Here is a 22910-nt window from a genome sequence, read left to right as displayed (position 1 = left end):
TAAGAGTGAAAGTCAGGTAAATCTCAGGACCTACCGGACTTTTGTATCTTAAGTTTGATATCCTGTGTGTCGATATGGACAGATAGGAGATTCGCCATGAAACCACTCTTCTGGCTAGAACGTTCTATCTTGAAGCCGAACAACAAAGGTAGCGCCTTTGTCCAAGCCCTCGTCGCCGTTGGTGTCGTGGGCGTTATGCTTTATTTCTTATCTCCGCAAGTCATTAAACATCGTCAACAAGTGACGAAGACCGCTTCTATCATCACGGCGCGATTGGCGTTGCACTCGATGATGGACTTTACGTTGTTTGGTATCAAACAACGCTGGTGTTTTTCTAAAGACTGGATGCCGGAAAAATGCGGCGACAACATGAACGGAGTGCTTGCGCATCCGCGTTCTATCGAGCGTATGTTGATGAAGGCCGAAACGGTGAACTTTTTGCGTTTGGCCGGTGTTACAAATCCAGAAAAAGCTCCCTTGATTCGATTTGGCGAGACGATCAACTTAAAAACTTTCAGTGCCCTTCATCCTGTTTACAAAATCGTATCTGAGTTAAAGGGTTATAAAACCGAAGCGATTCGCATTGACATAGCACGCGATAATCGCGGTGTGATTCCCGAATACGGCCGAGAGCTTTATCTTACGGTCAAAATCAGTTTGTTGGATGGTTCAGGCAAACCGATTCTGGTCGGCGGCAGTGAATTAACGACGACTTCAAAAATCGGCGTATATCCTCGCGAAGTGGGAAGCTTTGCTTTGCTCGTGGCTGGTGATCTTCACTTAGATAAAGAGAATAGATCCGGTGTCCCTGAAGCAAAAGGGGATGCAGCCCTAAAACAATTTTCTTCTAGAAATGATCGTTTAAGATTTCCAGGACTTATTTTTGAAAGTCCGGTGTTTGTAAATGGAGCGGTTCGCTTACCCGCGGCACCTGATTTAGAGTCTGACGAAAAGGGCGTTGATACAGTTTATACGCCAGTGACATTCAAAGATAAGATTATTTTAGGTGAAGGCCCGGTGCTTCGTAGGAACGCCGAGTTTCAACCTCGAAGCGCGGGAGCCGACTCAGATCAGTTCTGGGCGAACATCCGCCAGTTTGGTGGCTTTCAAAAAGGGGTTGAGCTGGATGGCGCGCGCGACATCGGTTTAGACTTCCTTTCCGGCTTTCAGACCAGTGGCGATACGGTGGATCCTTCGGATTTAAAAAAATGTGTCGAGTACAATCTTTCAAAATATGATTTGAAAAGCACGATTAACAGTCAGCTGCGTGGTCAAATTTTACGAAATACAGGCAGTAAACATCAGTACCGTCTGGGTATGACGGACAAAAACCGATTCAATCCGCAAACGGGTGAAGTCGATGCGCCGAATGCAATCCGCGGTATTCTGAATACATTTAACCTGACAAAAAAAGAAGCCGCTGTAGCGAAGTTCACTATGAGCTTCGGTCAGTCCGTTGTCGTTTTGGGTGAGATTCCAGATAACGGAACAGTGACGTTAGAGCCGAAAATTGATCTTTCTGGCTTAAAGGATTCGATCAGACGGAAACTTGCAGACGCCCAGTTTGCAAAAGAAAGACTTGAACAGGATATTAGAGAAATTGAAAATGCATTAGCTCGTGCGAACAGAGACCTTGAGCAAACAGAAGATAACTTGCGTGAAGCCCGTGATAAAAAAGACCGTGACCGCATAGCTCGTCTTGAGGATCGTGTTGAAGATATTAAAAGACAGATTCGCGAAATCAACCGTGCAAAAGAAAATAAAAACAATGATCTTGCTCGAGCTTCAGAGCAAGTAACTACGTTCGAAAGACAATTGGCGGCAGTGGAATCTAAAGAAGGTGTGCAACCCAAAGTGCATATCACATTAAAGTATCCTCAAGATCCTAACAACCCTAACTCCACGAACTCCGGAAATGCTTCTTTCCGTGACCTTGAAGTCTCTTTTGAAAATGAAGAGATGCTACTTGATAGTAACGGCAACCCGCTTTCCCTGAATATGCGCCTTGAGGCATATGACGTTTCTTATTATAAAAAGTATTCTTTAAGACCGTGGTCCAATAATAACGTAGGTACTTTGCAGTTCAGTCGTGAAGGTACGGCGATTAAAGGTTCTCAGTATCTTGGAGACCAGTACGGGCAATGGCGTGGGGAGCTACCGAATGAGAACGCATATAAAAACTATGACATAATTTGCAAAACTCCGGAAAACTCTGCCTTCGGTTTGAGTGACTGGGGACTGTCGTTCGCTCCAAACGCGAAATTCTCTTGGTCATTTACCGAAAAGTATGAAAATCGAAAGGACATTGAGTTGAAGCGTGAGAACGCTTATAAGGCCGGGGGTATTTCTAATGTCGACTTCCAAGTCGTGTCTATGGCTAAAAATTGTATTATTAAAAGCACCGCAAATTTTGTAGCAGGTTTCTTTACATGTGAAAAACTAATAATTGAGCCTCGTGGTGAGCCATTGCGAATTATCGGTAGTTTTATCGTAACAAACGGAATTGATATTGATGATACCGCCTATAATCATGGAATTCGTTGGAGTACAATTTATCATCCAATGGCTACTTATGAGTTGCGCCAAGCACGCGTGCTAAAAGGCATCAACGGACAGGATTGTTCGACAATTGCCCGCTATCCTGTATGGCATCCTTATCCTTCAATGATAAATGTGGCAAATCTATATCGCTGTAATTCGATCGCTCTTCGTTCGAAGGCCGATCCGTTCCGTTGGACATCCGTAGACCCAGATTGCGGTCTCTCAAGTTCGACTGGAACAGCGACGACTTGTAAGAACCGTCTTGTTCATTTTTATGTATTAGAAATTTCGCGGGAGTCCGGCATATGATGTCGCAACTCAAGAACCAAAAAGGTATTTCGATCTTAGAATCGCTGCTTGGAATGGCCATGATTACGTTAGTTGGTTCGTTCTTTATTTCAGGAACTATCAACATGCGTAAAGTCGCTAAAGAAAGCGGTACGAAGAACTCTTTGTACAAACAGATCAACGACGTGATTGAAAATATCCGCCCGAATGTTCGTATGTATCAAATCAATTATTCCACGTCAGACAAGTCACGCAGTGAAGCTCTGGCTTTAGACAAGCTTCCTATGGCCTGGGGAAATGGTAAAATTTTGCCGGCAAAAGATTGTTCTGAATGTCCAGGACGATATGGCTTCGTGGTGCAGGCATCACCAGAATTTAAGGGATTGTATTTAGTGACGGTAAGAATGAGTCATAAAGATTGGTCGCAGGCTCAAGGTGACGGAAGTCTTCCTAGCAATCCAGCCAACTATGGCTTTCAAGATTATCAGTTTGTGGTGAACTCACAATGAAGTTGAATCAAAAAGGTTTCTCATTAGCAGAAATGGTTGTCGGTGTGGCCCTCCTCGGGATCATGGGGATGGTTGCCGCATCTTTCTTTGTTTTTACTGCAAAGACCAAAGATCAAATCACCAATGAGATCGAAGATAAGGTTGATAACATCATCGCTGAGCGTATGATTCTTAAAGACCTTAAATACTCTGAACCTTCTTTCAATAATGTGTTGATTCCCGACGATACAGGCTTTCGTTTCTTCGACTATGTCTCGGATTCTGGTGGAGACCAAGAGTTCGATGCTCCAAGAAAGCTGACGTTGGAGTTTGGTCGTCGCAATGAGTTTGTCTTTATGACTTCCAACGACAAGTTGGGAACGATGATGTACACGCCGGCCTTGGCTTACGATTTAGGGGCTCTTCCGGCAAGTGCGAATCAAGAGGCGGCTTTAATCTTCCGGTCTTTGAACAAAGGAAATGAAGTTTTAAAATCCAATCCGGGATTTTGGCAGGTAGGGACGATTTTGATGTTGGACTCTCCAGCAGCTGTTCGCGAGATGACTCCGACAGGACCCAACTACAATGTGCCAGCCCGCTCTCCGATTTTCGTGGGAATTGTAAACGCACCGGGGGAATCAAGACTGACCCCCTTCAACCTCACAGGTTTCTTAAATAAGACTCATCCCTTGTATCCAAATGAGACAATCAACGATGAAGATAAGTTCTTAAGGGATATACCGCCGATGGGGGGCGCTGCTCCTCTTGTGCGCTTGAAAGCCGTGAATATTATCAAGTATTATTTAGAGAGAGACCCGAAAACGAAGACAGTCAATCTTTTGCGTTCTGTTTATATGAATAATACGTTTTCTAAGGGTCAATTGTTCGCAGCCGATGTAACTAGAGTTGTCTTCTCTAGAAACAACGCACGGGATTCTTTGATTTATTACCAAATTATTCGTCCACAAGATGTGGGTAAATAATAGGGCACGTTAAGGGGAAAACAAGGGGGCTTGTATGTTTCTTAGAAGATGGCTACCACTGCCACTTTTATTCGGCATCGGGGTTTACGCACACGCGGAACAAGAACCCGCAGCCGTCAACTCGGGCGTGGGTGGCACGGCCGGTTTCCAAGGGGTTGTGCTTTCCGGGCAAGTGACTCGAGCGGCACAGAACGCTATCACCATAAATATTACGAATACTTGTTTTGGTACAAATCTTCGTTCGGTTTCAAATCCGATTGCGAGGGGTGCGACTGTTGAGTTCAATGTCGCTATCAATGACAAGGGGACAGTTAAAAGTTATTTGGTTAAATATCCAGCGGATATAGTATTGAACGCTGGTGACGAAGTGGTGCAAGACATAACTGGGGCAAATGTTTCCCCTGGCGTAGTGGCTTCGTATGCAGGGAATATAGTACGAATGGTTGTACCAATTTCAGTTACAACGACCGTCGATGAAGAAGGGAATATTAGTGAAGATTTCGATGTAAAGCTTCATGGGACTTCCTTTTCACAAACGTTCGCACCGAAGGCAGGACAACAGTATATGGGTACTGACGGCCCTCTTTCGGCTAGTATTTATACCAGTTCGTCTAAAGACGGCCGGCAATACAGTATCTCCGCCTTTTTTCCGGGCGAGACAGGTCACTGCGGCGGTTACTTCTCTCCATTAATGGTCTTCTTCGACGACAATCGTCCGCGATTTGACGGTCATTCAGAGTTCCCTCTGAATCCTTCAGGCAAAACATCATGGCCAGAAAAGAAAGCTCCGGGAGCTTTCGTGGCTATCGACCGTGATGGCGATAAGAAGATCACAAAAGCGGACGAGCTTTTTGGTAATGAAGGTGAGAAGTTTAAAAACGGTTTCGAAGCCTTGCGAGAGTTTGACTCTAATGGCGATGGCGTGATCGATAAAAACGACAAAGACTTTGCAAAACTTCTTCTGTGGTTTGATAAAAATGGTGATGGTAAATCGCAAGCTTCCGAGCTTGTACCATTAAAGTCGCGCATCAAGTCGATTTCATTGAAATACGATGACAGTGCGAAGACACCGTTTGGTTCTCGAGCAGAAGCGCGTGAGCGCAGCACCTTTGTCTTCGTAGAGAAAGGTAAAGAGAAGCAGGGATCCATCATCGATATGTGGTTCTCGCCGCAATAATATTTTATTACAGTTAAGATGGTGAAACGGCGCTCTAAGGGCGCCGTTTTTATTTTTGCTTGATCCTAGGCGTGCATGTGTTTGAATAAACCATGGGCATTCTTTTAAAAAATATTTCCACACTTCTGACCTTGCAAGGCGCTTCCGCAAAAGGCGGACGGCACGTGCAGGAAGAAGATCTTAGCATTCAGTCTAACGCCTCTGTCGTGATCGAAAAAGATCGCATTGCGTGGGTGGGGGCGCATAAAAAACTTCCGAAAGAATGGTCTCGAAAAAAAGGTCTTAAAGAGTTCGACATGAAGGGACTTACGGTCCTTCCAGGTTTTGTAGAATGTCACACACATTTGATTTTTTCAGGGGATCGCGCTGCAGAGTTTGAAATGCGCAATCAAGGTGTCAGTTATCAGGAAATTGCCGCTCGCGGAGGCGGTATTTTATCCACCATGAAGAAAACGCGTTCGGCGAAAGTTTCTGAACTGGCTAAAGACGGACAGGAAAGAGCGAATCACTTTATTTCTCAAGGTGTGACGACGGTTGAAATCAAATCCGGTTATGCATTGAATTTAAAAGATGAATTAAAAATGCTTGAGGCCGCGAACACAATTAAGAATCTTCGGACTGTCTGCACGTTCTTGGGTGCGCACGCTCTGCCTCCTGAATTTAAAACCTATGAAGAGTATTTAAACTTCTTGGGCGATAAAGTCCTTCCAGTAGTTAAAAAGAAAAAGCTCGCTCGTCGCGTGGATGTCTTTATCGAAAAAGGCTTTTTTCCGAAAGCGGAATCCGAAGCGTATTTGCGTAAAGCTCAAGAGATGGGATTTGAAATTCTGATTCACGCCGATCAAATGTCTTTAAGCGGCGGAAGTGATGTGGCTGTCCGCTTAGGAGCCTTGTCAGGTGACCATCTTTTGCAAGTCTCGGATAAAGAGATTCAAGCTTTGGCGAAGTCTGAAGTGACTTGTGTCCTTCTGCCCGCAGCGGATCTCTATACAAAAACAAATTATCCGCGCGCTCGCGACATGATTGCAGCAGGGGCCCGCGTGGCCTTAGCGACAGATTTTAATCCAGGGACATCACCCACACAGGATTTAAATTTGGTGGGATTGCTAGCGCGACTTGAAATGAAGATGACACTTCCTGAAGTCATCGGAGCCTACACTGTCGGAGCTGCTCATGCTTTGAACTTGCAGCAAGAGGTGGGTTCCATTGAGGTCGGGAAGTCTGCTGATATTTTGTGCATCGAGAAGGACTGGCGAACCCTGTTTTACAGCGTGGGGGATGCGCCGAAGAAGGCTGTTTTTTCGAGAGGAAAGAAGGTTTTTAATAGTCTTTAAATAATCTGCTGCGTCAGAAAATTTAAGATTCTTAAAATTTCCTTTGAATAAACACGGCATTTCTTCCTAGTCTTGAGCTGTGTCGTGGAGGGGAAGCTACAACATGAGATCGTCATACACCACTTTAATGCAGTCGAAGTATTTTAATCCTGCTTTTAACAGTGCCATCTTTGATGGTCCCGTTCGCATTTACTTTGCTCAGTTTCATGAAGCTCTGGCTTTGAAAATCTATTTCTTGATTCAACAGAAGTTGGGCGCGGAAATGGCGAAGGCCAAAGAAGTTTCTAAAGCTTCAGGAGCAAACATCCTTGTGATGGTTTATCCTACCGTAGATAGTTTTGCTCTTTCCTTCGAAGGCGCCATCGGAAAACCAGGTCCTCTGGAAGTTGAAAAGTGGCACGACGACGTGGTGATTGGACTTCGTGGTCCTATCGAAGACGAAAACCTAGATCTTTTGATAGAGACTTTGCGTCTCACAATGGAAAACTGGCGTCCAGCTGTCACTGCTCCTGCTTTAGCTCTTGCGGAAGTGTGATATCATCTAATTCATGAATAAACGTGGTCAAATCGTGGTGGAGTATGTGCTCCTCCTCACCATCGCCGTCGGACTTTCCGCCTTGCTCGTAAAGCAGTTGGCCAGTCGTAATTCCGAAGAGCCGGGTATTCTTGTCTCAAAATGGCACAACATTCTGAACGTTGTCGCTCAAGACGTTCCTGATAAACGTAAGCAATAGTCTTAAAATTTCGTGCATTTCCCACCGCAGTCTTGCAACGGTCTCGATATTTCTTTCTATAGTTCGGCCCCCACTGCTTAATTTTTAAGTAATTGCTTGATTACTTATTTGGGTTGGGTGTAATCTGCGTTCACATAAGTAAGTAATCACATACATACTTAGAGGTCGAAAATATTAGAGGTTCTAAATAGTTAGTTCGGCCCACAAGTTTGTTTTTTCATGTGGTTCGTGGAGCTTTTTATGAACTTCCGAGTTCATGTCTTCAGTCTTGTTGCAGTTCTTTTTAGCGCGTCTTTGGTTTTGGCCAACCCCTCGCAAGAAAACACCTCTTCTGGAATTGGTATTCATCAGAAGGTTCTCGATTTTTCCGCAGTGTACGGGGCGCAGTGGACGGTCTATTTGATCACTCAGAAGGATACGATCACGGATCATGGGTCTTGGGATAACTTCTTCAGTTATCCGCTTCATCCCGAGTTTGATAAAGACAGTTTTGATTTCAATATCTTTAAGCACGCGCTTTCGGGAAATTACTATTATCTTTACTATCGTTATCGCGACTACGAACAAACAGAGGCGTTTCTGTGGACGTTTCTATCATCACTCGCTTTTGAATTCGCCGTCGAAACTTACACCGAGAAACCCAGCATCCAAGACATCTATCAAACTCCCATCTATGGAACTTTGGTGGGAATGGGATTTGAGCGGTTAAGCACTTACTTCCGCGCGAAAGATTCCGTCGCTTTAAAGTCTTTAGGATACATCTTAAATCCATTCACTTTGCTGCCGAATCATCCTGAAAACATCGCAGCTCTTCCGCAAGTCTCAGATCGGTCTGTCGGCTTGCAGGTTGTTGTGGGGTTTTAATGAAAAAGTGGATCTTTCTTTTCACGATTTTATTTTCTGCTCCCAGCTTCGCTGACGAATTTACTCCGTCATATTGGAGTGAAGGGATTCATCTTCTTGCGGGTGGAGGTTTGAATTCTTCCGTATACATCTCCAAACATGAGCGTGACGATGCGGGCTTGGGACTGAACTTAAAAACCGACTTGCTCTATGTCTTTCATCCTCAGTGGGCGGTGGAGTGGAGTGCGAATGTTAAATTCAATCGGGTGCGCAGTTACCTTGTTTGGGACACATTATTCACTTTAGGTTTAAGAGCGCAGATCCCCGATCTTGAAACCCCTGAATGGGGAACTCCTTATGCACGCCTTTTTATTGGCCGCGCTCCGACAGTGATTTTTTTAAACGGAGACACGCCATCAAATGTCTCGGACCCTTCCGTCAGTCGTATTCACTTAGATGGGCCCGTCGCAGGAATTGGTTGGGGTTTATTAAATAAAACGCAAAAAGGCCAAGTTTGGTTTTCAGAAATTTCATTCACCATTCAATCTTTAGAGCAAGAAGATGACGTCCGCATGGATGGAGACGTGCCTGTGGTCGTTTCTTCTAGCTCCAGGACGGACAACTCAAACATCTACAGTTTGAGTTGGACCGTCGGAATTTTGGCATTTTAAGGAGCGCCCATGTTGGAAAAACTAGATCACGCGCTTTTTCACCTGATCAATCTTACGACGGCGAACGAGGGCTTTGATGCTTTCTTCCCGTTGTGGACGGACTTTTTTAAAAGTTCCATTTTTTATTATTTTCTTTTACCTCTTCTTTTGATCGGAATCTTTTATAAAGAAAGATGGAAGGGACTCGGAGTTCTTCTGGGCGCGAGTGTTGTCGCCAGTCTCGCTGATGCTCTATCAGGTTCTTTTCTTAAAGATATCTTTGCAAGACCTCGTCCAATGAATTCGAATTTACTTGAAGAAGTGATCTTGCGTGGTCCTTTGGCCGGGGGATTTTCATTCCCTTCAAGTCATGCGGCGGATGCCGTTGCCGTCGCGGCTTTTGCCAGCTCTTTTTACCCCAGATCGGCGTACCTTTTATATCCGCTGGCCATTTTAATGGGATATTCACGCATTTATTGTGGAGTGCATTTTCCCTCTGACGTGATTGCAGGCTTCGTTCTGGGATTTCTAGTCGGAAAACTTTCATATCACTTTCTACGATTTGTTAGCAAAAGAGTCCGAGGTGCCTGATGAAATACCTTCTGTCTTTTTTGATAGTTTTAAGTGGTCCCTTTGCTCACGGGGACGATATGAAAGAGAATCTGAAAACTCTTGAGCCCCGCAATTTCTGGGAGTACGAGCTTAAGCCCACGATCGTGAACTCTTTTGATACCGGTGGGCAGATGATTTTTTTAAGTGGAGCTTTATCCGTCGCGGCCACGAAACAGTATGACCGAACCATTTATCTTCATAATCTGCGCGAAGAAGATAAGTGGATGGACTCCAATGTCGCGGATATTGGTGGTTACCTTGGAAGTGGTGGGCCGGGCATTGCCATTGCCGTCTTACAATTAGCTTTGGATCCGGTGAATGGAGTTGCTCACAGTAAAGCTTTGATGCTCACAGCAGCCACCCACATCACCACGGCCTTTGTCGTCAACCGCGAACGTCCCAGCGGTCGGGATCGACTGTCGTTTCCGTCGGGGCATTCGTCTTCCGCATTTGCGACGGCGACATCGTTGGCTTATGCCTATGGATACAAAGCGGGGATTCCTGCCTATCTGGCAGCGACCTTTATCGGTGTCTCGCGGGTGAATGAAAATATCCATTGGGCCAGTGACGTGGTGGCCGGAGCGGCATTGGGAATTTATTGGGGAAGAGCGGCGGCGCTGAATACCGGAAAAAGTTTTATGACGGTGCTTCCTATCTTAGACGGGGAAACAAGAGGTCTTAGTCTCGCGATGGAATTTTAAAGAAATGGATTCCCGCGCTTAGAAAGCTCTTCTTTGATCGCCTCTTGCATTTTTTCTTGAATGTCTTGGGCGATTTCATGCACAAGCTCGGAATCATTTACGGCGCTTGGTTTATAAGGAAGATAGATCGGCTCTAAGAAATGAATGCGCCACTTTGCCGGCAAGGGAACGATATTCAACGGCAATGGAATGACACTGCCTTTTAGGAATTTCGTGAATTTCAATTTCTTTAAATTGATGTGGGTTTCTTCCGCGCCTAAAATAATAGCCGGTACGATGGGACACTGACTTTCTAAAGCCATGCGCACAAAGCCACGTTTAAATTCTTGCAGCTGATAGCGTTCTGAAGTGGGTTTGAAGTTTCCTTGTTCGCCCTCAGGGAAAAGCACAATGGCATTACCTTTTTTGAGTGCGTTCATGCCGTTTTCAAAGGTTGCTTCAGTAAAACCCATTTTTTGTGCGGGGATGGCCGTCGTTTCGGTCAAAAACCAAAAGTGATGAGTCAAAACACGGGGGACGCGGCGAGCTTCTTCTTGAACAATATGCCCCAAAAGAAAAGCATCAAATCCAGTATAACCCGAATGATTAGGGGCAATGATGACCGGCCCTCGGCGAGGAATGTTTTCAGCGCCCGTGATCTCTAGGCGGAAGTATTTGCGTAGGATCTCTAGAAGGAATCTTGGCAACACGCGAAAAATTAATGTGTCTCGGTCAAGGTTCCGAAGACCAAAAATTTTTTCGTTGGGTTTCTGCAAGAAATTCTTCATGATGTAGTAACGTCCATCTGAATCTGGGGGTAATATGTCTTCTACTTTTATCATGGCGATTGACCAAGGTACAACGAGCTCTAGGACTTGTATTATCAATCAAGCCGGAGGTCTTGTCGCAGAGGCCCGTGAAACTTTCAAACAAATTTTTCCCAAGCCAGGGTGGGTGGAACATGACCCTGAGGACATTTGGTACTCAACACAAAGATCCATGCGTTTGGCTCTAGAAAAAGCGGGTATTAAAGGATCGCAAATTCAAGCCGTCGGCATCACCAATCAGCGCGAAACAGTGATGCTGTGGGATGCGAAAACGAAAAAGGCCCTTCACAACGCCATCGTCTGGCAGTGCCGCCGTACACAAGAAATTTGCGAAAGATTAAAAAAAGCTAAAAAAGAAAAAATGATTACGGCCAAAACAGGTTTGGTCCTGGATCCTTATTTTTCAGCGACAAAAATTCAATGGCTTTTTAAGAATGTCCCTAACGCCATGAAAAAAGCCCGCGAAGGACATGTGCTTGCCGGAACTGTTGACACCTTTCTTTTGTGGAAACTCACCAATGGTCAATCTCACAAAACCGATGTCAGCAATGCTTCGCGTACGATGCTGATGAATATTCATACGGGTTGGTGGGATGAAGAGCTTCTAAAACTTTTCAATGTACCGGAATCCATTCTTCCAGAAATCTGTCCTTCCAATGCGGATTTCGGGCGCACTCAAGGTTTGGGCTTCATGCCGGATGGAATTCCTATCACAGGTATTTTAGGGGACCAACAGTCGGCTCTCTTTGGACAAACTTGTTTTGATATTGGTGATTCCAAATGTACTTTCGGTACTGGCAGCTTTTTGTTGCTGAACACCGGAAAAAAGGCAGTGAAGTCGAAGAACAAACTCCTAACAACGATTGCTTGGAAACTGAAAGATGGAGAACTGGTTTACGCGTTAGAAGGTGGTGCCTTTGTTTGTGGAGCCGCTGTTCAATGGCTGCGTGACGGATTGGGATTATTCCAACAGTCATCAGATATCGAAGCTTTGGCCAAAACCGTGGATGACACTCAGGGTGTCGAGTTTGTGCCTGCGTTGACGGGACTCGGGGCGCCTCATTGGAAGCCCGAAGCACGCGGAGTTATCAGTGGTCTGACTCGGGGAACGACAAAGGCTCACGTGGCGCGCGCGACCTTAGAAGCCATGGCTCTTCAGAACGTGGATATATTAGTAACTATGCAAAAAGATCTGGGTAAAAAAATCCGCAGTGTGCGTGTCGATGGTGGCGCGGCTGCGAATGATCTTTTAATGCAAATGCAGGCGGACTATTGTGGCGTGAATGTAGTGCGCCCGCAAAATCTGGAAACAACCGCACTGGGAGCCGCCTTCATCGCGGGCCTGGGCTGTGGAATGTGGAAAGATTTAGAAGAAATTCGTCGCGTCTGGAAGATCAACAAAGAATTTAAAGTAAAGATGACTCCGGCAAAACGCAAAGAGCGTATGCTCCGCTGGGAAAAGGCTTTGGAGAAAGTTTAATGAATTCGAACAATCCCAATGCCCCGCAAATGATCTTTAAGAAGGTCGCACTTTCGGAAAAGAAAATGCTTTTCCGCGAAGTGGCTCACGACAAAATGCAGGTATCCGTTAAGGGTGCTTCTCAAGAAGATATTTTTCATTTGATCGCGGTGCAGACGGAAAAGGATGAAGCTCTTTTATGCCATCACACGGCGGATTCAAAAGGCATTGCGACCGCGCAAAAGTGCGTGGTGAATTTTGCATTTAAAAGTGAACGTTATTTTTTTCAGACCGAATTGTATTTTGAAGCGGGATGGGCTGTTTTAAAAATTGATACGGATTTATTTCAGCTTCAACGCCGCGCCAACGCGCGCATTGATTTGCCCGATAAGTACGATGCTGTTTTTATTCTGACCAACGCTGGCGGTAAAGCTTACTTTTTAGATTGTCGCGTGAAAGATATCAGTGCGGGCGGAATTAAGATTGAGCTTCCGGCTACCGCCCCCGAAGTTAAAATCGGGGATGTCTTAAAGGGCAATCTCCGTCTGGGAGTGCGCCGCGCGATCGAGTTTGAAGTGGAAGTGCGTTTTGCCCAAAAGAAAGACCCGGTTGGGGCCGCTCCGCCCACGCAAATGGCCGGTCTGCAATTTCTACACGTTGATAATCTTCTCGAAAGTCGTCTTTTAAGCTTGATGATGGATTTGCAACGCGAAATTTTCCTGAAGTACCCCAAAAAATAGCTCTTCGTGATCCGGCTGGTGTCATCTTGTCCGGCACGGATCTTGGAATAAGGGCTCCTTGTCTGATTTAACAAGGAGTTTTTATGAAACCACTTTTAACAAGTCTTTTAGTTTCTGCGGTTCTTTTGCAGGCACCTGCGGCCTTCTCTCAAGACCGTGGTGGCCGTGATAATCATGGGCCCGTTCGTCCTGGACATGATCGCCACGATGACCGCCGTGATAACGATCGTTATGAAAGAGACCGCCGTGATCGCGAAGAAAGAGATCGTCGTGACCGTGAAGAGCGCGACCGCCGCGAAAGAGAAGAACGCGACCGTCGTGGGCATAATCCTCCTCGCCGTGATCCAAACCCTCCACCAAGATACCCGGATTACCCAAGACATCCTACGTATCCGTCGCATCCAAATTATCCAACATACCCGAACTATCCAAACTATCCGACGTACCCTACGCCGCCGTCATCTTATGACAACAGCGTGTACTTCAGTGATATCACTCGTCGCAGTGGGGGAGAATGGGTGCGCGTGAACTTCAGCTATCCATCTTACGTAGATCATGTTCGCGCTTATGCTTCATCTGCTTCTATTCTAGTGCATGAAGCGATTCTTCATACTCAAAGCGGTCGTCAGTTGGTGATCCGTAACTTGGCGTCTCAGATGTTGTATCCTGGAAACTCATACACTTCTGAGTACATCACAGCTGGCGAAAGAATCGTAGCTATCGATCTTCGTTTGGAATCTTACGGTAACTACGGTGATGTTCGTTTGACTGTAAGTTCTAGCAATGGAACTCCACAAATCTATGCAGTTCGTTACCCCTAAGCTATTGCATGGATAAAAAGCAAAAAGCCCCAAGTTTTCTTGGGGCTTTTTTTATTCGTGTTTTTTAAATTGTTCGAGCTCGCGTACTTTTTCGGTCATATTTTGCAAGCGATCCACGAAGGACTTGAGCATGCATTCCGCCCAAGTGGGAAGCTCTTCTAAAAGCTGTTTAAATCCGTCTTCAGAAACTTTTACCAATACCACATCCGTGACGGCTTGAGCAGAAGCACTTCTTGGCATTTTAGAAATCAGCGCGAATTCACCGAAAGATTCGCCATCGACAATATCGACGATAGGAATTCTTTTTCCCATCTGATCTTTAGTGAAAATATTCACGACTCCGGTTTCCACGATGTAGAAGTGATTTTCGATGTCACCTTCAAAGAAGATGAAATCGCCGGGCTTATAGGTTTCTTTTTGAATGGCGCTGAGTGCGTCTGTCATAGTTGCTAAACCTCTTTAGATCAGTTTACTCAAATCTTGCACGTTTCGTATAAAAGAAATTTTCTTATCTTTGGATAGTTTTAAGTCCGCAAGGTGGCGTTTGTTCGAATAAGGAATGACGAAATGCTGGAATCCCAGTTTATCGCCTTCTTTAATACGATTTTCCACGAACGAAACTCCGCGCACTTCGCCGGTCAATCCGATTTCGCCAAAGAAACAAGTTTTGGAATCTAGATCACGTCGCCCTTCGGTTGAAAGAATGGCGGCCGCGACAGCAAGGTCAGCCGCAGGCTCAATCAGTTTAAGCCCTCCAACAACATTGATGAAAATATCGTTATGGCCTAAGCGAATATCCAAGTGGCGATCTAAAACGGCGGTCAATAAATGCAGACGGTTCACGTCAATACCCAAAGCCGTGCGACGAGGCATCGCCATGGGACTTGATAAAGTCAATGCTTGCACTTCACACAGTAAAGGACGCGTGCCTTCCATCGAAGCAAAGACCGCCGAGCCAATAAGTTGGTTTCCACGCTCTTCTAAGAAAAGTTCTGAAGGGTTCGAGACTTCTTCCAAACCTTTTTGATTCATTTGAAAAACGCCCAGCTCTTGAGCTGCACCAAAACGATTTTTCAGGGCGCGCAAAAGACGGAAGTTGTAAGAGGCATCTCCATCAAATGAAAGAACACAGTCCACCATATGCTCAAGCACTTTAGGACCTGCGATATTTCCATCTTTCGTGACGTGACCAATGAGGATCACCGTGATGTTATCTTGCTTTGCAAGGCCCATCAGGTGACCCGCACACTCACGGACCTGTGATACTGATCCCGGCGCTGCTTGCAGATCCGGCAAATACATTGTTTGAATAGAGTCGACGACAAGCACATCGGGCTTTTTGTGGCGTGCAAGTTCCATGATGCTATGAAGGTTGCTCTCGCAACCGATTTCGATCAGTGGGGAGCGAATGCCTAAACGATGAGCACGCGAGCCGGTTTGCGATACACTTTCCTCGCCGGAAATATAAAGAATCTTATGCTTGTTCTTCGCAAGGCCGCCCGCCATTTGTAAAAGCAAAGTCGACTTTCCGATGCCGGGAGAGCCGCCCAGCAGCACAAAACTTCCGCGCGCAAGTCCGCCACCCAAAACGCGGTTGAGCTCTTCATACCCTGTATCAAAACGATCCAATTTCACTTCTTCAAGGCTTTGGTCTAGTGAAATCGGCTTCGCTGCCGGAGAGCCTTTTTCAGAGGTTCCCGTAGACCAACCTCTGGTTTTCACCTCTGGAAGCTGCAATTCTTCGACGTAGGAGTTCCACGCGCCGCAGTCCGAGCATTTTCCTTCCCACCTTGGTCGTTGGGCTCCACAATTTTGACAGGTATAAATACTTTTCGCCTTCGATTTTGCCATAGTTATTCGGTATCATTATTGGATGAGAGATACAAGGACTGTACATATGAAGATTGCACATGCGTGCTTAGCCGTTTCTTTGTTTGTGGGCTCCATGGCCGGAGCACAAACCCCAAAATCCGATTTAGACTCTTTTAAAAAGGCGCTGGAGCAGTTCCGCTCTTCGAAATACGAAGAAGCTATCACTGGCTTTGAAGCTATTTTAAAAGAAAAAACCACTCTAGAAGAATACGCGCGCTTTTATTTGGCGCAGTCGTTCATGAAATCCAGCAAACTGGATCAAGCGGAAGTGGAGCTTAAAAAAGTTCTCGATCTTTCGCCGAATGTGAAAATGTCCATCGAAGCTTCAAATCTTCTGGGACAAGTCGCACTTGAGAAGAAAAATTTTAAGCTGGCGAGCAATTATTTCGTCAAACTTGAAAAAAGAACCCGTAACACGGAAGACTATCCGGACGTGATCTATAATTTGGCCGTGGCCGAAAAAGGTCTGACTCGTCATGGTCAAATGTGTAAGTGGCTGGTTAAACTTTACGAGCGCTATCCGGCGTATCCCAAAGTTCAGGATTGGAGCGTAGATCTTTCCAAGAATGAATTTGAAGGAAAACCTACGGACTGTAATGTGACGACGGAAGATTTCCGCACGCGCGTTCGTTATCTGTTATGGGCTGGTCTTGATCAAAAGGCTCAAGGCGAAATCAATATCATGAAAGAAAAGTTGGCAAAGACAGATAAGTATCTTGCCGACAAGCTTCAGGCTCAATTCTTCCTTCAAGAAGGGGAAGTGAATAAGGCCGTTGATATTTTAAAACCGTACTATGAAGCGAATAAAAGAAACTTCGACTATTTAATTCTTTTTGCTTCGGCGGCAGCTAGAGCCGGTGAAGTTCAATTGGCGGTAGGGTCATATTACTCAGCTTATAAATTAAGCCCTCGTTCTAAAACAGGTCGTCAGGCACTTTATCAGTCGGCGTTCCTCAGCTACCAGTTTCAAGACTACGATGGAGCGGCTCGACGCTTCCAAGAGTTCATGAAAGTGTATCCGAAATCAGGTCTGAATAAAGATGCTCAGTGGCACCTGGCCTGGTTGCAATATCTAAAAGGCGACTATCAAGGTTCTTATAAAGCGTTTTCTCGTTTGAATGAATTGAAACGCCGAAATAAAAGAGCCTGGAAATCATTGCCACAAGATCGTCTGGAATACTGGATGGCGATGAGTCTTTTCCGCCAAGGTAAAGTCGATCAAGCGAAAAACATGATGGAAGATTTGGCGAACGATCCGTTGATGGGCTATTACTCGATCACGGCGCAAGCCCGTCTTAAGAAAATGGCTGAAATTAAAACGCCGAAGTTAGCGGCCTCACCTCTGCCAACACAACCGCGCGTGATCTCTCGATTCTCTGCCGGTGAATTCTTGATGCCAACCAATCAAGAAGAGTATCGCGGGGATGAAACAGAGTCTGAAGAAACATTGGTTCTGACTCAGTATTCTGCTGATGATGAAAAGAGTGAAGACGAAGAAGCAGATGCGGTTGATAACCCGGATCTTAAATCCGTGGAAGTCGTGACGGATGAGGCTCTTCCTGATGTCGGTGGCGAAAAGGTGACGACATTCTCAAATCCAGTTTTGATGAAGCGCTTTGAGCGCGCGCGTGACATGATGATCTTGGGTGAGTACGAATGGGCTCGCTGGGACCTTTATGACATTGAAAGAAAAACGTCCAACCGTGAATATCTACGCACTTTAATGGGCGAGTACAATACGGCGGGGCACTTCAATCGCTCGTCCTATATTGCGCAAATCAACTTCAGCGGCCAAAGAGCGGCTCACGGCCTTGAAGGTATTCGCTATCTTTGGGAGTTCGCTTATCCTCGCGCCTACGGTGAGTATGTTGAAAAGTACACCAAGAAGTTCACAGTACCTGAAGAGCTTGTTTGGGGTATCATGCGTGCGGAAACAAACTACCGTCGCGATGCGATTTCTCCCGTGGGAGCTTTGGGCTTAATGCAAGTCATGCCATTCACTGGTCATAAAGTGGCTGTTCTTTTGGGTGAAAAAGAATTCAAGGCGCCTTTGTTGTTGCAACCGGAAACTTCCGTGAAAGTCGGTTCACGTTACTTGAAACGTTTGATGGATCGATTTGAAAATGCGATTCCTCTTGTGGCCGCAGGTTACAATGCGGGTCCTCACCGTGTGAAAAACTGGCTGGCAAGCTTCGGGAATTTGGAAACAGATGAATTCATCGAACACATTCCGTTTTTAGAAACTCGCAACTATGTGAAGCGCGTGGTTTCAAATGCTTATATTTACTCTAACTTGTACGGCAACAAAAAAGATCTTTTCCCTTACATGGCGGGTTCAGTGCCAGCAAAACACATGGCCGATCTTGCAGGAAAAGAAAATTGGGATGACATTTGAGCGGAAACGTTTTTCGGTACGTTGGTAAAAAAATATTCGAAATTATAGCGTCGCTAGCAGTCCTAGCGGCGCTAACGTTTTTTTTGCTGAAGGCACTTCCTGGCGGCCCCTTTGATGAAGAGACGGCCCTCAATCCTCTCGTAAAAGAAAAACTTCAAGAGCACTGGAAAGTCGATCAATCTTGGGTCGGGCAGGCGACTTCTTATCTTACTTCTTTAGTTCAAGGTGATTTGGGCGTGTCTATGACTCGGCCTGAGCGCACGGTGACCGAGATTATCTCTCAAGGTGTTGCCAATACTTTGACCTTAAACGCGTTGGCTTTGCTTTTTATTTTAATCGGCGCCTTTGTGATTTCGTTGGTCGCGGTTCGTTTCAAAGACACGTGGGTTGAACATCTGATTGATCAAACGGTGATCGCGTTTCTTTCTCTACCCAGCCTTTTCTGGGGACCTTTGTTAATTTATTTCTTTGGATTTTACTGGAATGTTTTCCCTGTGGCCTTTTTGACGGGGCCTTCTCACTACGTGTTGCCGCTTTTGACATTGTGTCTTCGTCCGTTAGCGGTGCTAATTCGTCTTTTGAAAAATTCTTTAAATGAAAACTTACAACAAGATTACGTACGAACCGCGCGCGCTAAAGGTGTGAAGATTTGGAATATTCTTTTTCACCACGTCCTTAAGAACTCTTTGATCCCTTTTTTAAGCTACGTCGGTCCTTTGATCGTTTCTCTTCTTTCAGGTTCTTTCTTAGTGGAAGTTCTTTTTGCCGTTCCCGGATTGGGAACAGAGTTTATATCTGCGCTAAATGACCGCGACTACACGCTTATCGTGGGTCTGACATTGTTCTATGGTGCTTTGTTAGTTTTAGTAAATTCATTCATCGATGTCCTGATTAAAATAGCCGATCCGCGATTAAGGGAGGAAGCATGAAAAAGCTTCTTCTGATTTTCGCGGTGAGTTTTCTTTCAGTGCTCACTGTGCTGACGATTTTTTATCCGTGGCTGGGATTCGGCACTGGTTTAGAACAAAACGTCGATAATATTTTACTACCAGCAGGGAAGAGTCATCTTTTTGGCACAGACACCCTGGGCCGCGAGCTTCTATCTCGCGTTCTTTTAGGCGGAAGAATTTCTCTTTTAGTAGGACTCTTGTGTTCTTTATTATCCTTTATTTTCGGATTTATTTATGGTGCCATCGCCGGATGGTTTGAAGGCGTTACTGATCGAGTGCTGATGCGCTTTTTAGATATCTTGATGGCCATCCCCAGCTTCATCTTGGTTTCGATTCTGTGCATGAGTTTGCAAGTGCTGTTGCCTTTTGATGATATCTTTTTAAAGTCGCTAGCGACATTGTGCTTGGGTATTTCCGCCACTCACTGGATGAGCTTAGCCCGTGTCACACGCGGGATGGTTCTAGAGATAAAAAGAAAACCCTTCGTTGAAGCCGCGATGGCCTTAGGCGGAACAAGAACCCATATTCTTTTGCGCCACGTACTTCCAAACATGTTAGGAACTTTGTTAATCCTAGTAGCGCTGCAAATCCCCACAAACATCTTATACGAAAGTTTCATGAGCTTTATCGGTTTAGGAATTCACCCACCCTATACAAGCTGGGGCATCCTTGTACGCGAAGGCTGGAAAACCCTCTCAAGCTTCCCACACCTCATTCTGTATCCATCATTGATTTTATTTTTAACAGTCTGGAGTTTCCACATCATCCTAGACGCCCTAAAATCCAAGTTCCGTCTTTAAGGTGCCTGCTTCTTTTTTGGGTCTACGCTGCATCAATTGATGCGCTGTAGACCCAAAAAAGAAGCAGGCACTATTTCGGGGGTTGCCAGCCGCCGAAGGTGGTTTCGATGAATTCGGCGCAGGAAAGGGTGAGATGATCTTTCATGTGACCTGCGACAATTTGGATTCCCAGAGGAAGACCTTCAGAGTTGAGGCCTGTCGGTGTTACTGTTGCCGGATGGCCAGTGGTAACAAAGATCGCTGTATAGATAAAATCAAACGGCGACCATAAAGGTGCTCTGTGTTTTGGTGCGACTCTGGGGTGTGGAGGGAGAAGAAGAAGTCCTTCTTCACCTAACATCTCATCAAGGTCGGCTTTCATTTTTGCTAAGGCTTGCATGTCTTCGGCGAAGTCTTCGCCTCCGATATTCAGTTTTTCGCCTAAGGAAACGAGCAGATTTGGGAAAGTGTAATCGCCACGACCCAACGCTACTTTCAGAAGTTCTTTACCGATAGAGAAATCTTTTTCAGGGCCCATCAGTGTTTCGTAAAGATGGCGGTTCTTTGAACTCTTCAATGCCGAAAACCAAAGGCTTGTCGCATGCACGAAGAATCGTGGATCGAGTTCTTGAACGTCAGCTCCTAATTCAGAAAATAACCTTCCGCAGTTGCGAACCACTTGCGCAAGTTCATAATCTGTCGAACGCGTGCGATGGAAAATAGGCTCAGGGCAGATTAAAATTTTTCTTCCGGCCCATTCTTGAGTTCGCTCTTCCAGGACGGGCTTTTCCATCGTGTGAGGATCACGTCCATCGGCACCCATCATCACTTTTAACATCGGGTAAAGATCCGAAGCCTTACGACTCATTGGACCCATGGATGTGTAAGGATATTTTTCTTCACTCAGGCCTAAAAGCTCATCGCGTTCAAAAGGGAAGTGTCCTGTCAATGGAACAAGCTTGCGTGAAGGTTTGTGACCAGAGACTCCACAGAAAAAAGCGGGCATACGAATGCTGCCGCCGATATCACTGCCAAGTCCCATTGGGGATGCGCCAGCTCCTAAAAGAGCTCCTTCGCCACCACTGCTGCCGCCGCAAGTGCGAGTGACATCGTAAGGATTGTTCGTGCGACCATAAACTGGATTGAAAGTTTCAAACCAAAATCCCAGTTCAGGAACGTTCGTTGAACCCATTGGGATCGCGCCTGCATTTTTCATTCTTTCAACGACGGTTGCATCCCAATCAAGGATGAGTTCTTTTTTATGAATGCTGCCGCCGGTGCGCTTCATGCCTTTATAGGCAAACATCTCTTTCACGGTGAAAGGCACTCCGAAAAAGACGGGAAGGTTGGTGTTGTCCTTAGCCACGCGTTCGTCTTGCTCTTTGGCAAGTTTGCGAGCGCGCTCAAAGTCTTTTTCAACCATGGCATTGAGTGACGGATTCACCGCTTCGATGCGCGCAATGTGCGCTTCTAAAACTTCAGACGGAGTCACTTCACGACGAGCGACTTTTGCGGCAATTTCGGTAGCAGAAAGTTTCAGCAGTTCATTCATAAACTAAAAAGGGGCCTTGTGGGCCCCTCTCCTAAAAGATGTTAAACGTTGAAGCGGAAGAATAAGATGTCGCCGTCTTTCACGACGTACTCTTTACCTTCAAGGCGGTATTTACCAGCCTCTTTAACAGCTTGTTCTGATTTGTAAGAGAACAAGTCTTCACAGTGATAAGTTTCAGCACGGATGAAGCCTTTTTCGAAATCCGTATGGATCACACCCGCTGCTTGAGGAGCTTTCGTTCCCGCGCGGATCGTCCAAGCACGCACTTCTTTTTCACCCGCAGTGAAGTAAGTTTGCAGACCCAATAAAGCATAAGCTTCACGGATCAAGCGGTTCAAACCTGGCTCTTCCGCGTTCATAGCTTCAAGGAAGTCTTTACGCTCTTCCGGTGGAAGAAGCGCAATTTCTGCTTCCATCGCAGAACAGATAAGAATTGTTTTATTGTTTTCTTCAGACGCGCGCGCAATCACGGATTTTGTCCAGTCATTGCCGCCAGCTGCGAAATCTGTGTCAGATACATTCATCGCATAAAGAACAGGTTTTGCTGTTAGCAAATGCATCTCACGAAGAATCGGAGCTTCCAATTCGTCAACAGTCACTGAACGAGCCGGAAGGCCTTTACCCAAAGCCTCTTTCACGCGTTTAGCAACTTCCACTTCTTTGATAAGCTTTTTATCTGTCGAGTTCTTCGCTTGTTTTTCAGTACGTTGAAGACGTTTTTCAACAGAGTCCAAGTCAGCAAGCAAAAGCTCGGTGTTGATGATTTCGATGTCACGAAGTGGATCTACGGATCCTGCCACGTGCACGATATTTGGATCGTCAAAACAACGAACCACGTGAACAATCGCATCAGTTTGGCGGATGTGTGAAAGGAACTGGTTACCTAAACCTTCACCTTGCGAAGCTCCCTTAACGATACCCGCGATATCCACGAATTCCATCGTTGTTGGGATCACTTTTTGAGGTTTGATGAAGCTAGTGATTTTATCCATGCGAGGATCTGGAACTGTCACCACACCCACGTTTGGATCGATCGTACAGAAAGGGTAGTTTGCTGCTTCTGCTTTTGCTGAAGTCAACGCATTGAAAAGCGTACTTTTACCCACGTTGGGCAAACCAACGATACCAACCTGTAAAGCCATGAAAACCTCATTTTTCGAGAGTCAAAAATCAACTGACTCTAGC

Annotated in this window: 22 protein-coding genes; 17 read left to right on the top strand and 5 right to left on the bottom strand. The window is 45.7% G+C overall.

Going from position 1 to position 22910, the window contains the following annotated elements; translation table 11 throughout:
* Positions 1-96: 96 nt before the first annotated feature.
* The 11 genes from AZI87_RS01180 (at position 97) to AZI87_RS01130 (ending at position 10351) form a co-directional block, all read left to right on the top strand.
* Positions 97-2850, top strand: coding sequence for a hypothetical protein (locus tag AZI87_RS01180; protein WP_063204621.1), 2754 nt, complete (start codon positions 97-99; stop codon positions 2848-2850).
* Positions 2847-3338: a hypothetical protein gene (locus AZI87_RS01175; protein WP_063204620.1), complete on the top strand. Its 492-nt coding sequence runs from the start codon at positions 2847-2849 to the stop codon at positions 3336-3338. The genes AZI87_RS01180 and AZI87_RS01175 overlap by 4 nt, the downstream gene beginning before the upstream one ends.
* The gene (locus AZI87_RS01170; RefSeq protein ID WP_081112090.1) at positions 3335-4300 is read left to right on the top strand and encodes a pilus assembly FimT family protein; all 966 of its coding nucleotides are present in this window, start codon (positions 3335-3337) and stop codon (positions 4298-4300) included. Before AZI87_RS01175 ends, AZI87_RS01170 begins: the two co-directional genes overlap by 4 nt.
* Positions 4301-4334: 34 nt before the next feature.
* A complete protein-coding gene (locus AZI87_RS01165; protein ID WP_253696303.1) occupies positions 4335-5477 on the top strand; it encodes an EF-hand domain-containing protein in 1143 nt (380 codons plus the stop codon).
* Positions 5478-5569: 92 nt separating this feature from the next.
* Positions 5570-6811: an imidazolonepropionase gene (gene hutI / locus AZI87_RS01160; RefSeq protein WP_063204619.1), complete on the top strand. Its 1242-nt coding sequence runs from the start codon at positions 5570-5572 to the stop codon at positions 6809-6811.
* A 103-nt stretch (positions 6812-6914) separates the two neighbouring features.
* Positions 6915-7346, top strand: coding sequence for a hypothetical protein (locus tag AZI87_RS01155; RefSeq protein ID WP_063204618.1), 432 nt, complete (start codon positions 6915-6917; stop codon positions 7344-7346).
* 13 nt (positions 7347-7359) lie between these two features.
* On the top strand, positions 7360-7545 hold the full coding sequence (locus AZI87_RS01150) for a hypothetical protein (RefSeq protein ID WP_063204617.1): 186 nt from the start codon (positions 7360-7362) through the stop codon (positions 7543-7545).
* Positions 7546-7785: 240 nt separating this feature from the next.
* Positions 7786-8409: a DUF3943 domain-containing protein gene (locus AZI87_RS01145; RefSeq protein ID WP_063204616.1), complete on the top strand. Its 624-nt coding sequence runs from the start codon at positions 7786-7788 to the stop codon at positions 8407-8409.
* A complete protein-coding gene (locus tag AZI87_RS01140) occupies positions 8409-9059 on the top strand; it encodes a hypothetical protein (RefSeq protein ID WP_063204615.1) in 651 nt (216 codons plus the stop codon). The genes AZI87_RS01145 and AZI87_RS01140 overlap by 1 nt, the downstream gene beginning before the upstream one ends.
* Positions 9060-9068: 9 nt before the next feature.
* Positions 9069-9629, top strand: a complete 561-nt coding sequence (locus AZI87_RS01135) for a phosphatase PAP2 family protein (RefSeq protein ID WP_063204614.1) — start codon at positions 9069-9071, stop codon at positions 9627-9629.
* 59 nt (positions 9630-9688) lie between these two features.
* Entirely contained in the window at positions 9689-10351 is a 663-nt protein-coding gene (locus AZI87_RS01130) for a phosphatase PAP2 family protein (protein WP_155722475.1), read from the top strand.
* Here the strand turns inward: AZI87_RS01130 and AZI87_RS01125 are convergent.
* Positions 10348-11040: a lysophospholipid acyltransferase family protein gene (locus tag AZI87_RS01125; RefSeq protein ID WP_253696301.1), complete on the bottom strand. Its 693-nt coding sequence runs from the start codon at positions 11038-11040 to the stop codon at positions 10348-10350. The genes AZI87_RS01130 and AZI87_RS01125 overlap by 4 nt on opposite strands.
* Positions 11041-11152: 112 nt before the next feature.
* Here AZI87_RS01125 and glpK point away from each other — a divergent pair, with 112 nt between their 5' ends.
* From glpK to AZI87_RS01110, 3 genes are all read left to right on the top strand, one after another.
* Positions 11153-12637: a glycerol kinase GlpK gene (gene glpK, locus AZI87_RS01120; RefSeq protein ID WP_063204611.1), complete on the top strand. Its 1485-nt coding sequence runs from the start codon at positions 11153-11155 to the stop codon at positions 12635-12637.
* The gene (locus AZI87_RS01115; RefSeq protein ID WP_063204610.1) at positions 12637-13356 is read left to right on the top strand and encodes a flagellar brake protein; all 720 of its coding nucleotides are present in this window, start codon (positions 12637-12639) and stop codon (positions 13354-13356) included. The genes glpK and AZI87_RS01115 overlap by 1 nt, the downstream gene beginning before the upstream one ends.
* An 83-nt stretch (positions 13357-13439) precedes the next feature.
* On the top strand, positions 13440-14177 hold the full coding sequence (locus tag AZI87_RS01110; RefSeq protein WP_063204609.1) for a beta-sandwich domain-containing protein: 738 nt from the start codon (positions 13440-13442) through the stop codon (positions 14175-14177).
* A 51-nt stretch (positions 14178-14228) separates the two neighbouring features.
* Here AZI87_RS01110 and AZI87_RS01105 read toward each other — a convergent pair whose 3' ends face one another.
* Together AZI87_RS01105 and radA are read right to left on the bottom strand one after the other, a co-directional pair.
* A complete protein-coding gene (locus AZI87_RS01105) occupies positions 14229-14621 on the bottom strand; it encodes a Crp/Fnr family transcriptional regulator (RefSeq protein WP_063204608.1) in 393 nt (130 codons plus the stop codon).
* A 15-nt stretch (positions 14622-14636) separates the two neighbouring features.
* Entirely contained in the window at positions 14637-16028 is a 1392-nt protein-coding gene (gene radA, locus AZI87_RS01100; protein WP_063204607.1) for a DNA repair protein RadA, read from the bottom strand.
* 46 nt (positions 16029-16074) lie between these two features.
* On the opposite strand from radA, the gene AZI87_RS01095 reads away from it, so the two are divergent.
* The 3 genes from AZI87_RS01095 to AZI87_RS01085 all read left to right on the top strand — a co-directional run bounded on the left by AZI87_RS01095 (position 16075) and on the right by AZI87_RS01085 (position 20194).
* Positions 16075-18444 (top strand): transglycosylase SLT domain-containing protein, encoded by a 2370-nt coding sequence (locus tag AZI87_RS01095; protein WP_063204606.1) that lies wholly within the window; start codon positions 16075-16077, stop codon positions 18442-18444.
* 83 nt (positions 18445-18527) lie between these two features.
* The gene (locus AZI87_RS01090) at positions 18528-19373 is read left to right on the top strand and encodes an ABC transporter permease (protein WP_253696299.1); all 846 of its coding nucleotides are present in this window, start codon (positions 18528-18530) and stop codon (positions 19371-19373) included.
* Positions 19370-20194: an ABC transporter permease gene (locus AZI87_RS01085; RefSeq protein WP_063204605.1), complete on the top strand. Its 825-nt coding sequence runs from the start codon at positions 19370-19372 to the stop codon at positions 20192-20194. Before AZI87_RS01090 ends, AZI87_RS01085 begins: the two co-directional genes overlap by 4 nt.
* 70 nt (positions 20195-20264) lie before the next feature.
* On the opposite strand, the gene AZI87_RS01080 is transcribed toward AZI87_RS01085, so the two are convergent.
* Both AZI87_RS01080 and ychF read right to left on the bottom strand, forming a co-directional pair.
* Positions 20265-21725 (bottom strand): amidase, encoded by a 1461-nt coding sequence (locus AZI87_RS01080; protein WP_063204604.1) that lies wholly within the window; start codon positions 21723-21725, stop codon positions 20265-20267.
* A 41-nt stretch (positions 21726-21766) separates the two neighbouring features.
* Positions 21767-22867, bottom strand: coding sequence for a redox-regulated ATPase YchF (gene ychF, locus AZI87_RS01075; RefSeq protein WP_063204603.1), 1101 nt, complete (start codon positions 22865-22867; stop codon positions 21767-21769).
* Positions 22868-22910: the final 43 nt, after the last annotated feature.

This window comes from Bdellovibrio bacteriovorus, from assembly GCF_001592745.1.
In the GTDB taxonomy this organism is placed as follows: domain Bacteria; phylum Bdellovibrionota; class Bdellovibrionia; order Bdellovibrionales; family Bdellovibrionaceae; genus Bdellovibrio; species Bdellovibrio bacteriovorus_B.
The sequence above is the reverse complement of the archived record's forward strand: the minus strand, read 5'-3'. Positions and strand labels throughout refer to the sequence as shown.